Source organism: Candidatus Enterococcus murrayae (assembly GCF_017315985.1).
Taxonomy (GTDB): Bacteria; Bacillota; Bacilli; order Lactobacillales; family Enterococcaceae; genus Enterococcus_A; species Enterococcus_A murrayae.
The window spans coordinates 1-12946 of the sequence record NZ_JAFLVR010000070.1 but is presented as its reverse complement, the minus strand read 5'-3'; the positions used below and the strand labels follow the sequence as shown (position 1 = coordinate 12946).

The following is a 12946-nucleotide window of genomic DNA, read 5'->3' as shown; positions in this document are numbered from 1 at the left end:
ATACAAAGTTGGCTGTTCTTTTTGTTACACGTGTTCTATTCGTTGGATCCCATTTTTATACATCTCGTCAATCAGCTTCTTATCCGTTTGATTATCGGTAATCAGCAAATCGATCTGATCAATGGGGAGGAAGGTATATAAGGCGCGGCGACCAATTTTCGTATGATCTGTTACGACGATTTTTTTGGCAGCCGCATCGATCATATTTTTTTTGGTCGCAATCAACAATTCGTTAAAATGAGTCAGTCCCTTTTCGACATTGAGCGCTGGAGTGGCGATAAAGGCCTTATCAACACTTAGCTGCTGCAGCGACTCGTTGGCGATCTGTCCATTCAGCATAAAACTGTCATGGAAAAGGGTTCCTCCGGTCACGATGGTCGTAATATTCCGGTTGGAACGCAGAACAGAGGCAATATTAACGTCATTGGTGATGATCGTTATGTCTTGCAGCTGAGGCATCTCATTCAATGTTTTTGCGATTTGCAAGGTAGTAGTCCCTGAATCCAGAATGATGGCTTCACCGCTTTTTACATATTTAGCCGCATGCTTTCCGATACGGGTCTTTTCAAGCATATTCTCTGTGGCGCGATCTTCAAAAACGGGCTCATCATTTTTGATACTCGCGGGAACTACCCCGCCATGAATTCTTACTACGAGTCCTTGTGATTCCAATTCGTCTAGATCTCTTCTGATGGTTGTTTCGTGCACCTGAAAAATTTCAGATAGTTGGGAAACAGAAATAAACTGTTTGTTCTCAATTGCTTCTAATAATTTTATTCTTCGCTCGCCTGTCAGCATTTTACTTCACCCTCTCGCTTTCTAAGCAAATTTATGTGCAATCATCACTTATGAAAGGTGCTATCACCATTCAGTCTATGGAAAATCAGCGGAAGTGTCAATATATATTGTTTCACAACGAGCATTAACGAGCGTATTCGAGCTCATGCTTCAGAAAAACTTGCCGTCCATAGTATGGCGTGAGAAATAAACAGAAAAAGCACAAATTAGAGTAAAGGAGTGTTTTTTATTTTGTTTGAAAGTTGTTCTATTTCGCGGAATTAGAGGAAAGTGAGTGATATTTTAAAAATAAAGCGTTTACAAATATGTTTTGCGATGCTATACTCGTAAACGAGCGATAAAGAGTATTAACGAGCGCTTGAAAATGAGGAGGAAGATGAGATGGAACAATCGGTTGAATCAAGAGTTTTTAGTCTTGTTGAACCAGGGACAATTGAAGAAGTTCATAAAATAAGAGAGATCCCAGAAAATTGGGTGGCGGTTGAACCAACGTACGCAAGTATCTGTCACGCGGATCTAAGATATTTTGCCGGGCTCCGCAGACCAGAGGCCCTGGCGAAAAAATTACCGATGGCCTTATTGCATGAGGGAATAGGCGTTGTACGGGAAACACGTTCAGATAAATTTTCAGTAGGCGACCGTGTGGTGGTCGTACCTAATATACCGGGACAGATTTTACACCCCGAAATCGATCAAAAACCGAATGTCCCTGAAAATTATTCAAAGGGAAATGCCTTTTTAGGGAGCGGCTACGACGGAATGGCTCAAAGTCGTTTAGTGCATCCTGAAGAATGCTTGGTGCGGATACCTGCTGAGATCCCGAATGAGATTGCTGTATTGGCGGAGTTGTCCTCTGTTTCTCATCATGCGATCAGTCATGTAGAAGACAAATTGAAGAAGCCAGAAACGCGAGTAGCACTTTTTGGTGACGGACCGGTGGGCTATTTTACTGCGGTCATGCTGAAATATTTATACGGTGTCGATGCAGAACGATTCGTTGTTTTTGGAGCGGCAGATGACAAGCTTGCGCATTTTGACTTTGCTCGAACGGAGAATGTTTTGACGTATAACTTTGCTGAATCAAAGGAGAAGTTCGATGTTCTGATCGAGTGTACTGGAGGAAAATTCAGCGAAAGTGCCTTGAACCAAGCGATCGAAATTGCGGATTCATTGGCTGATATCATTTTTATGGGGGTAACAGAAGAGTTGGTCCCTATTGATACACGAGATATTTTAGAAAAAGGAATTACTGCTCATGGAAGCAGCCGGTCATCGACACTTGACTTTGAAGCGGTTGTTGCGGGAATGAAAAAACCGGAATATCGCGCGGCCTTAAGCAAGATATTGCCGGAACAAATCGTTGAGGTTTCAACAGGAGAAGACTTCAGAAAGGTCATGGAAAAATTCGTAGAAAATCCAGGCTGGAATAAAACAGTCATGCATTTCCATTGGTAAATGCTAACGACCAAAGAAAAAGGAACGAGGTGGAAACAATGACAGGAATACTGATCGTTACTCATGGGGAAATGGCAACAGGGCTGATGGACAGTTTAAGCCTGATCATGGGCGAGCAGGATGGCTATCAAACATTAGGCTTAAAGCACGGTGATGATATTGTCGAATTTAGCGAAAAGATTCAAAGCGGGATTTGTCAGTTAGATAAAGGCGACGGCGTTTTAGTGTTAGTTGATTTATTTTCAGCAAGTCCTTATAACCAAGCGGCGCTATGCTTTAACAAATTGAAGGATCACAGCTATCGGCTGATTTCGGGGGTCAATTTGCCAATGCTCATCGAAGCTTTTAATCAACGAATGATCGGAGCAGACCTAGAAACAATGTATCAAGCAGCGATGTCTGCTGGAAAAGATGGCATCAAGGAATTTTTAGAGGAAATGGCAAGAATGAAAGAAAGTTCGAACAAATAAAAAGAAGAGTAGGCTGCGGATTCCTCTTTCTGCAAGCCGATCCAGCTTTCGGGTATTTACCTAGAAAAACGAAAGTGGAGCCGATTGGTGAATTTAACATTTCGTATCAGCGAAAGCAGCTTAGAGGAATCGCCTACGAATAACGATCCATAGAATTTATGTTAGAAAAATTCAGACAAAAAAGAATAGGAGTGTTTACACATGGGAGAAATCGTTTTAGCAAGAATTGATGATCGTTTGATCCATGGACAGGTAATGACTGCCTGGCTGCAATTTACAGGAGGAAACCACATCGTCATTGTGGATGATGCGACGGCAGGAGATGAATTCACCAAATCAATCATGTCGATGGCGGTGCCTAATGGGATCAAATTATCTATTTTTGGCGTTGAGGATGGCGCAAAATTATTAACAGCTATTCCAGATGGTCACAGGATCATTGTTTTGGCAAAAGAGCCTCAGACCTATTGGCAGCTGATTGAAAATGGTGTGATGTTTGATGAGATCATTATTGGCGGGATGGGTGCTAGAAAAGATCGAAAAACATTTTATAAAAATATTTCGGCGTCGGAGGAAGAAAAAGAAACCTTCAGAAATATTGTTGCCAAAAATGTAAAAATGAAGATTCATGTCATTCCAGATCAGGGATCACAAGCAATTGAAGGGTTGCTATAAAAAAATTCAGTGAAGGAAGTGGAAAAATGAAAATTAGTCTAATCCAAGCAATTTTAATCGGTGTCGTTTATTATCTTGGTATCAACGGAACGCCTTGGCTTTCGTTGGTTGGTACTCACGGCTGGATGCGTCCGTTAGTGAATGGGACAGTTGTGGGATTGATTTTGGGTGATCCGGTTCAAGGCTGTATCATCGGAGCGGCGATCAACCTGCCGTATCTGGCATTTATCTCAGCAGGAGGGACGGTTGCTATGGACCCGGCACTTGCGGGAACTCTTGGAACCGCTTTAGCGATGGCTGCGAAGGTAGAACCAGCAGTTGCCGTAACCTTGGCTGTACCGATTGGTTTATTGGGGACCTTGATTTGGGTTGCTCATATGACGGTAGATATCACTTTTGTCCATATGGCGGATAAAGCAGCCGAAGAAGGAAAGATTGATCGAATCAATTGGCTTCATATCGTTCCACCGCAATTATTTTTACTTTTGATTACTGTAGTGCCTGTTGCGTTAGCCGCTTATCTTGGTGCCGATGCAGTAGAAGGAATTGTTGATGCATTAAGTGGTCGTCCGTTAGATGTTCTTTCAGCTATCGGCGGTATTTTACCAGCGTTGGGGATCGCGATGAACTTGCGGGCGATGAATGGAAAGGGTACCCTGCTGTTCTTTACTTTCGGCTTTATGCTGGCGATCTATTCTGGCCTGCCATCTGTGCCGATCGCCGTATTTGCTGGAATCATCGGTTATGTCTTCACTGAGTTGTACTTGAAAGATAAGAATGGAGGATTAGCTTAATGGAGCAGACTGCAGAAATAAAAAAAGAGAAGCTGTTAACAAAAAGAGATGTCGTTAAAGCTTTCTGGCGCTGGACGTTCTTTTCCCACGCAAACTACAACTATGAACGCCTTCAAGCGACGGGTGTCGTTCATGCCTTTAGTCCGATTTTGAAAAAATTGTATGGCAAGGACGAGGATGAAATGAAATCCGCCTTAGAGCGTCATATGCAGTTTTTCAATACAGAGCCTTCCTTCGGCGGGCCAATCTTGGCTATGACTATTGCAATGGAGGAGGAACGAGCATCTGGTGCTGATATCAGCGACCAAACGATCAATGGATTGAAGACTGGATTGATGGGACCTCTGGCAGGGATCGGTGATACTTTATGGCAAGGGACCTTGATCCCGATTCTGCTTTCATTCACACTGCCATTTGGTGCTAAAGGAAATATTTTTATGGGTCCTGTTTTATTCTTTGCACTGCATTGGATCATTATGACGGTTATCGCATACTTCTTGTGGATCCAAGGATATGAACAAGGCAAGGAAGGAATCCAAAAGATGATGGCTGGCGGCCGCCTGTCGTATATCATGACCTTCTCGCAAACCTTGGGGGCAATCGTTATCGGTTCGTTGGCAGCAAACTTCGTTAAGATCGCAACACCGTTAAGTGTTCATCTAAGCGGAAAAGAAAACCTATCGATTCAGACAGACGTGCTGGATGCTTTAGTCAAAGGAATACTGCCGCTGGGAGTAACACTGCTAACCTACTATTTACTGAAACATAAAAAATATACGCCAACCAAAGTATTGGTAATCCAAATTGTTGGCGGCGCGATTTTAGCCGCAATCGGTTTGATCGTGAATTCGATATAAGCAGAGACCGACGTTAGAAAGAAACGTATTTTTCTAATGTCGGTTTTTTTGTTTGCATAAAGAACCCCTGCGAAGCGCAATTGATTTTGAGCGGAAAGAAGTAACTATATAATTAACAAGAAGATGCGGCTTCCTTGAGCATCTTTTTTGTATCTGTAAGAGAAACACTGAGGAAGCAGCTTTAGCGATTCCTGGCTTTTAGCTTTACTATTGAGCAGTACCCTTCTAACTTAAAGAACAGCTGGGCAGACTGGTCAAAAGTTGAAAGATAAAAAATCATTTTTTGCTGTTGTTTTACAATTAACATTGTCCTATAATTTATTAATTGATATCGGTTATTTTTAAATTATTTATATAATAAAATAAAAATAAAAGTATCTGATGTAACGAAAAGATAATCGTTTTGGGCTTTCGGTATCGTTTTCGGAGATTAATAAATCAGGAAAGGTGTTAGTGGTTATGAAAAATAAATTAGTAGTGATTGGATTAGTTACGTTGCTTGTCTTACAGACGCTTAGTCCGGTCTTTGCCTACGGGCAGGGTTCCACCGAATCAACAGTACAGTCATCGGAGAGTGAGAAGAAGGAAGTCACCTCCTCCTCAAAGAAAATCCCCGATTCTGCTGTGTCTGAGGATTCCAGCAGCAAACCACCAGCAGCTGAAAACAGCAGTACAACAGCAACTTCTGCAACAGCGATAAAAACATCAGGGGAAACAGAAAAGCAGGAGGCGGAAAGAAAGCAGGCGCGTACAGCGATTACTGACAATATTTTCAGTTCAGTAAAAATGTACAAAATCAATGGAGATGAAGTTCAGCCGAATGATACTCTGCCGAATATGACAGGGGTGAAGCTGTCGTTGAAATTTTCATTCTCTAATAAAAATTATCAGACTGGTGATACCTTTACCACCCAATTGCCCGCTCAAGTAGCGATCGCAAAGGATCTGTCTGGTGATTTCAGTCCGATGACTTCAGCAAAATGGTCAATCAGCGCGGCAACGAAGGAATTGACGATTACTTTTTTAGAAGATAATGTCTCTTCAGAAGTTTATGATTTGACCTTGATCACGTCATTAGAGAAAGTGACAAACATTGATGAAGAAAATCAAAAAGTCGTTTTTGATACAGCGCCGACACCGACGATCTTTTCCATAGAGGTGACCTCGAGTGTTGATTCTGGAAAAAGCAGTACTGCTGTAACAATGGACACATTGAACCCCAAGAAATCTGAAATCAGCTCGGTTTTCAACTTAGATCGAGTAGACAATACCAATCGGATGTATCAAATCGAAGCATATAACAGTACCAGCAAAATCAGCTTTGACTCGATAAAGGTGTATTCCAGCGATGTTGACTTTAATGGTTCCTTAGTGGGCAGCAAAACATTACTGAACAAAGACACCGATTACGAAATCGTCTATAAGAATGCTGGTACAACTCGTGCCAGCGCAGAAATTAAGCTGCTTAGGTCTATTGGGAAAAAAGCAGTGATTGCGGAGTCTGTAGTCTCTGGCATTGATGGAAAGAACTATGTTGATGAGTCGATTGCAGGAAATGAGTATAACTATTTTTATCCCTACTCTTATACCTATGAGAACAACACGCAGCTAAGCTCTTCTAGTACGAGTAAAGCATTTGTGACCCTGCAGCCGCTAGAAGCTAAGGGGAAAATCAATCAGGATACCGGAGCGATCGATTGGGAGCTCAAGTATAATTTTAATGAACAGCCGCTGACTACCGCTTCTCAGCTGATCACAGATTTAACAGACCAAGGAGTCGAGCTGGTGGCTGGTTCGATCAGTATTGAAAAGGTCGGCTTTAATTATACCAGCGGAAACAGCTATGAGGTAGTTTCTCAGGGGGACGGAGCCGGCGATTTTGCTGTTTCACCTGACAGCTCTGGTTCGCTGACCTTCACGCCTAAAGCCAATACCCAACAGGCGTATGTGATTAGGTATTCGACCAAAATCACTGATCCGACTGAACGTGTCATCAAGAATAAGGTAACGAATGGCACAGTCACCAAAGAAGCTCAAGTGAGTCTGATTCCAAATTTATTATCGAAGGAAGCAGGAACGATCGATATCTTCAATCGGACAATGGAATGGACTATTACAGTTAATGCCGAAAAATACACGATGAAAAAACCAGTCGTGCATGATTACTTTATCGGTGCAGTCAAGGATTACACGGGGCTGACGATCAATAAAAAAATCTCTGATACTGAATCCGTCCCTCTAGTTGAAAATCAGGACTACAGAATAACCAAATTTGATGAAAATGGTTCACCAGTTGGTGCGCAGCCAAATGTTAACGGTGCACCGGATAGTTTTAATGGTGGTGTGCGGATCGATTTTCTTGGCGAATATAACGAGTTGAAGGATCCCTTAGTGATCACGATCAAAACGAAGATCGATACAGATCAACAAAGAACAGAAATCAAGAATAAAGCAACATTAAACTATGGCGATGTCCCTGGAGTGATTGAGTACGAAGCCAAAGGAACCTTCGTTGACCCCTACTATACGGGCGGCGCGAAGCTCGGAACAAATACAGAAAAAACGGGAAATTATTTACATCAAAATTGGCTGGTCTTTTTGAATGCAACAGGAGCGACATTCAATTTGACGAAGATGGAAGACAGCTTGCCTGCTGGAACAGAGCTTGTTCCGGGTTCACTGCGTTTTGAAGAGGTCACGAGCCAATCGATGATTGATAATATGACACGCTATTTAACGAATGATTATAATCTGGCACCTGAGGGTTCAGACGTCTATCCGACAAAGATCGATACGCAGAACAATCAGATCAATTTAGAATTTGGCAAGTTAGGCTCCAAGCGTGTTTATGTGAAGTACAAGACGCGGATCAAACGAGACTGGTATGTCTATCAACAGGTGAACAATGTGGCGAAAGCAACCTATGATGATAAAGCACCAGCAGAATATAAAGCCGGACTTTACGTTTACAACTATGAGAACGCGCTGCAAAAATCGGTTGCGAAGGATCCAGTCAAGGAGAATGTAGCGAATTGGACTGTGACCACTAGAAATATTTCTGCTGATCTGCCAGTTCAGGACCCTGAAATTATTGATAGTTTGACACAAGGGACCACCAATGCCGCCTATGACCCAACATCTTTTGTAGTTACCAATGCTGCAACGGGTGAAAAGATTAGTACCGATCATTATCGATTGATTATCACGGAGAATACCTTCAAAATTGTTTTTTCTGATTATAAAGCAGAAGATAATATTAAAGTGGAATATGATACAGTCAGTGAGTTTCCAGGCGGCGTCAAAAACCTTTCTCAAGTAAATTCATCAAGCTATGGCGCATTGAATTCTTACTATCGCCAAGCCAATACAGCGGTTAATCTGAGCTTTACCAGCGGAAGCGGAACCGGTGTAGTGAAGACTGCGGATTTATCTGTATTGAAGGTGGATGCAAAAGGCAAAGAGCTGGCCGGTGCTACCTTTGAGATCCTCAAAGAAGATGGAACGGAAACAGGATTAAAAGCTGATACCGATGATACTGGCAAGGTGACCTTTACTGGGCTGCCGTTGGGGAATTATCTGTTAAGAGAAAGCAAAGCGCCTAATGGCTATGAGATCAATCCTGAGTATAAAAACGGCAAGGCACTCACACTGACCGAGGGTATGGATACAATAAAAGTAGTGAATCAAGAAACCGTTCCGAACAGTGTTGAGTTGACCAAAATGGATAAAAAGACGAATGAAGTATTGTCGGGAGCCAAATTCCGCCTAGAAAAAGCAGGTGGCGAAAAAATCAGCGAAGGCCATGAAACTGGCTCGGATGGTCGTTTTACAGTGACGGACCTGCCGATTGGCGAGTATCAATTTATCGAAACAGAAGCTCCTACAGGGTATAAGCTGGATGAAACACCGGTTAAATTTTCGATTACTGAGCGTCAAGGACAGATCGTTAACCTTAAGAAAACCAACAGCCTGTCAACAGGCTCTGTAATCCTGAAAAAAGTCGATGAACAATCGAAGGCGGCCTTAAAAGGGGCGGTTTTCCAATTACAGGATAGTGCTGGAAAAATTGTAAAAGACGAGTTGATCACTGATGGTGAAGGGAAAGTAGAAGTAAGTAATCTAGCACCAGGGGAGTATCAATTTGTCGAAACAAAAGCTCCGACGAATTATCAAACAGATCCAACCCCAGTCGAATTCACTATAACAAAAGCCCAAGAAAAGGCTGCTGAAGTGGAAAAAACCAATACGAAGACACCGGCAAAGACTGGATCGGTCGTTTTGAGTAAAATAGACGAATCAACCGGCGAAGCTTTATCGGGAGCGACCTTTGAATTACAGGACGAGCAAGGGGAGGCTTTACAGTCTGATCTGGTTACTGACAAATCTGGAAAACTATTGCTTGAAGCGCTGACTGCTGGAAGCTACCAGCTAGTAGAAACAGAGGCGCCGACAGGATACGTGAAGGATTCACGGCCGGTCACGTTTACGATCAAGGAGCAAGCAGAAACGCTTGAATTAACGAAGACCAATCAAGCAATTAAGCGTGGTGTTGTTTTAGAAAAAATCGATGAAGCAACCCAGCAGCCATTGTCAGGAGCAGAATTCATTTTACAAACACAAGAGGGAAAAACAATCCCGACGGATAAAATGAGCACAGATGATAATGGCCGTTTATCAGTGAAGGATTTGGCACCAGGCGAGTATCAGCTGGTCGAAACAAAAGCGCCTGCAGGTTATCAGCTGGATGCAGAACCAGTAGCCTTTACGATCAAATCGGATCAAACGGCACCGGTACAGGTAAAGAAAACCAATAAAGGGCTTCCTGCTGCAGCAGTATTGAAAAAGGTCGACAGTACTAGCGGTGAAGGTTTAGCAGAAGCAGTCTTCGCTTTACAGGATGAAAACGGCACGCTCTTAAAAGCGAACTTGAAGACGGATGAAGCAGGAGCGCTTGCTGTGACAGGCTTAAAACCTGGAAAGTACCAGTTTGTTGAGACAAAAGCGCCAACAGGCTATGTCTTGGATGAAAAACCAGTGACTTTCCAAGTGACAGAGGCGAAGAAGCTGGTTACCGTCAAAAAAGAAAATGTAAAGCAAGCAGCAAGTGGAAAGACCCAGAATACTTCACGAACACTTCCGTCCACTACTCTTAATGGGCGCAATCACACGTATCTTCCTAAAACCGGTGAACAAAAATCAACGATCCTAGTTGTCGTTGGTATTGTAATCTTGGTTATCTTGGGAGGAGTAGTCTACTTTAAACGCAAAAAATAACGAATACTCGATCCGGCTAGTTCATAGACTAGCCGGATTTGTTTTGTTTGGCCGTTCATTGTATTTTATAAGTATAAGAAAATTAGAAAAAATGAGGAGGGTGTCGAAATGAGTAATAAGTATGTCAAGATAGACGAAGAAAACTGGAAGCGCGCGATGCATTGCAGGGTATTTAGAGAGAGTGTGGAGCCGGCCTTTTGTGTGAGCTTTGAATTGGATATCACGCATTTCTTGAATGAAATTCGAGCGCAGCATTATTCCTTCACTTTTGCAATGATCTACAGTGTAACTGTTTGTGCCAATCAAATTGAAGAGTTTCGTTACCGATTCGTCGATGGCGACGTGGTTCTATACGATCAAATCGATACGGCATTTACGTACCTTGACAAAGAAACGGAGCTGTTCAAAGTCGTAAATGTTCCAATGGAGGCAACCCTTGAAGCGTATCTGGCTGCTGCAGCGAAAACAGCAGAGGAGCAGAAGGAATACTTCACAGGTCCATTAGGAACCGATGTCTTCCAATTTTCACCTATGCCATGGGTGTCCTTTACACATATTTCCCATACGAATTCTGGGAAGAAAGACAACGCGACTCCTTTGATCGACTGGGGAAAATATTTTCAACGTGATGGCCGTACCCTCCTGCCATTTTCTATACAGGCGCATCATTCCTTTGTAGATGGGCTTCATATTGGAAAATTAGCGGATGCGCTGCAAGCTTATTTGGATGCTTTCTAATATAATGAATGACGAGAAGAAGCAAATTTGAATGATTGCTGAGGGAAAAAATGATTACTAATATTGAAGAATTATACGAAGCGTTTAGTCAAGTCATGACACATAAACGCTGGTGGGACACGGATAATAAATGGGAAATTCTATTAGGGGCGGTATTGGTTCAAAATACGAATTGGCGAAATGTGGATTATGCTTTGGCAAATTTAAATGAAGCCACTCAATTTTTACCGGAAAATGTTTTGGCGTTAGACATGGAGCAGCTGCAGGCGCTGATTCGTCCAAGCGGTTTTTACAGAGGAAAGTCGAACACGATCATCGCGCTGTTGACTTGGCTGGAAGGCTATCACTTTGATTTGACGCAGGCGGCAGACAAGGATTTTTTGACGTTGCGAAAAGAGTTATTGGCAATCAAGGGAATCGGTGAGGAGACGGCGGATGCCTTGTTAGTATATGTTTTTGACCATTCGACCTTTATTGCGGATAAATACGCGCAACGGCTGTTTGAAAAATTTGGTTTTGCTTCTGCCGGTTATCGGCAATTGAAAAGCAAAATCCTCTGGCCTGAGACGATGGACACGCTCAAGGCGCAAAATCTTCATGGCTGGATCATCGACTATGGTCAGGTATATTTGAAAAATGATGAGAGCTGGCAGAACGGTCCCTTGAGAGAATTTAAGCTAAAGTTAAGGCGACCAACGCTTAGTGAAGGGTAAGTATTTTCACTTTCCTTCGAAGACGATTCGTGGTATAAATTTTCAGTGTTATATAGATGAAAAAAACAATAATAGGAGCAAGCAAATGGTCACATTGAAATCAAATAGAGAGATCGAACAAATGAAGGAGTCCGGAGCTATTTTAGCAGGGATCCATCAGCAATTACGAGAGATCATCGTTCCAGGAATCACTACGAAAGAAATCAATCAATTTGTTCAAGAAAAGATTGAAGCAGCAGGGGCGACGGCTGCCCAGATTGGCTTTGAGGGGTATGAGTATGCGACTTGTACAAGTGTGAATGATGAAATCTGTCATGGCTTCCCCTCCAATTACCGTTTAAAATCCGGCGATGTCCTGAAGGTCGACTTTTGTGTCGACTATCATGGAGCAATTTCTGACAGCTGCTGGACATATGCCGTCGGCGAAGTCACTCCAGAACATCAGGCATTGATGGACGTGACAAAAGAGGCCTTGATGATTGGGATCGCACAAGCACAAGCGGGTAAGCGAGTAGGCGATATTGGTCACGCGATCCAAACATACGCGGAAGGCAAAGGTTATGGGGTCGTGCAGGATTTTCTGGCACATGGCATTGGCCCAACGATTCATGAAGAACCCTTTTTCCCGCATTTTGGAACATCAGGCAAGGGGCCGCGTCTAAAAGAAGGAATGACGATTACGATCGAGCCGATGATCACAACGGGAACATGGGAGGCTGGTATTGATGGCAATGGTTGGACGGCTCGTACCTTAGACGGCAGCTATTGCGCGCAGTATGAGCACTCAATCGCAATCACTAAAGACGGACCGATAATCATGACGGAACAAGCAGCTGAATAGTTTTACAGAAAGAGAAAGCGGAAAAGATTCTCCGCTTTCTCTTTTTTTAATCATAAAGGAAGTGAAGTATAAAATTTTCAAATGAATAAGTAGCTTTGCAGCAGGTCTATCCATGTCCGGCTTCGCGAAGCCTTTCTTGTTAGCCATGAAGAGTGTCTATTTTCTAATTAAATAACTCCATTCAAATAGTTTATTTTTTATTAAAATAATTGTTCGTATTTTCTATTTACAATTTTTTTAGTTAATGGTTATTATTAAATTATAAAAAAATGAAAACGTTTTTTCGGGATGGGGGATCGGAAATATGTACGCAGTGAAATTTGGTTCGAGA

10 protein-coding genes are annotated in these 12946 nt (G+C 42.6%); 9 read left to right on the top strand and 1 reads right to left on the bottom strand.

Annotated elements, in window-relative coordinates:
• Window positions 1–24 precede the first annotated feature (24 nt).
• Entirely contained in the window at window positions 25–798 is a 774-nt protein-coding gene (locus tag JZO85_RS20650; RefSeq protein ID WP_207110407.1) for a DeoR/GlpR family DNA-binding transcription regulator, read from the bottom strand.
• Between the two features lie 381 nt (window positions 799–1179).
• Between JZO85_RS20650 and JZO85_RS20645 the strand changes: the two genes are divergently transcribed.
• The 9 genes from JZO85_RS20645 to map all read left to right on the top strand — a co-directional run bounded on the left by JZO85_RS20645 (window position 1180) and on the right by map (window position 12615).
• The gene (locus tag JZO85_RS20645) at window positions 1180–2253 is read left to right on the top strand and encodes an alcohol dehydrogenase catalytic domain-containing protein (protein ID WP_207110406.1); all 1074 of its coding nucleotides are present in this window, start codon (window positions 1180–1182) and stop codon (window positions 2251–2253) included.
• 38 nt (window positions 2254–2291) lie between these two features.
• Entirely contained in the window at window positions 2292–2723 is a 432-nt protein-coding gene (locus JZO85_RS20640; RefSeq protein WP_207110405.1) for a PTS sugar transporter subunit IIA, read from the top strand.
• Window positions 2724–2924: 201 nt separating this feature from the next.
• Entirely contained in the window at window positions 2925–3398 is a 474-nt protein-coding gene (locus JZO85_RS20635) for a PTS sugar transporter subunit IIB (RefSeq protein ID WP_207110404.1), read from the top strand.
• Window positions 3399–3424: 26 nt separating this feature from the next.
• The gene (locus JZO85_RS20630; RefSeq protein ID WP_207110403.1) at window positions 3425–4192 is read left to right on the top strand and encodes a PTS mannose/fructose/sorbose/N-acetylgalactosamine transporter subunit IIC; all 768 of its coding nucleotides are present in this window, start codon (window positions 3425–3427) and stop codon (window positions 4190–4192) included.
• Window positions 4192–5049: a PTS system mannose/fructose/sorbose family transporter subunit IID gene (locus JZO85_RS20625; protein ID WP_207110402.1), complete on the top strand. Its 858-nt coding sequence runs from the start codon at window positions 4192–4194 to the stop codon at window positions 5047–5049. Before JZO85_RS20630 ends, JZO85_RS20625 begins: the two co-directional genes overlap by 1 nt.
• A 459-nt stretch (window positions 5050–5508) precedes the next feature.
• Complete coding sequence (locus tag JZO85_RS20620) at window positions 5509–10323, top strand: SpaA isopeptide-forming pilin-related protein (protein WP_207110401.1); 4815 nt, start codon at window positions 5509–5511, stop codon at window positions 10321–10323.
• A gap of 108 nt (window positions 10324–10431) precedes the next feature.
• Window positions 10432–11061 (top strand): CatA-like O-acetyltransferase, encoded by a 630-nt coding sequence (locus tag JZO85_RS20615; protein ID WP_207110400.1) that lies wholly within the window; start codon window positions 10432–10434, stop codon window positions 11059–11061.
• Between the two features lie 50 nt (window positions 11062–11111).
• Entirely contained in the window at window positions 11112–11774 is a 663-nt protein-coding gene (locus JZO85_RS20610) for an endonuclease III domain-containing protein (protein ID WP_207110399.1), read from the top strand.
• Between the two features lie 85 nt (window positions 11775–11859).
• Window positions 11860–12615 carry a type I methionyl aminopeptidase gene (map, locus tag JZO85_RS20605; protein WP_207110398.1) on the top strand — a complete coding sequence of 252 codons (756 nt, stop codon included), beginning with the start codon at window positions 11860–11862 and terminating at the stop codon, window positions 12613–12615.
• Window positions 12616–12946 lie beyond the last annotated feature (331 nt).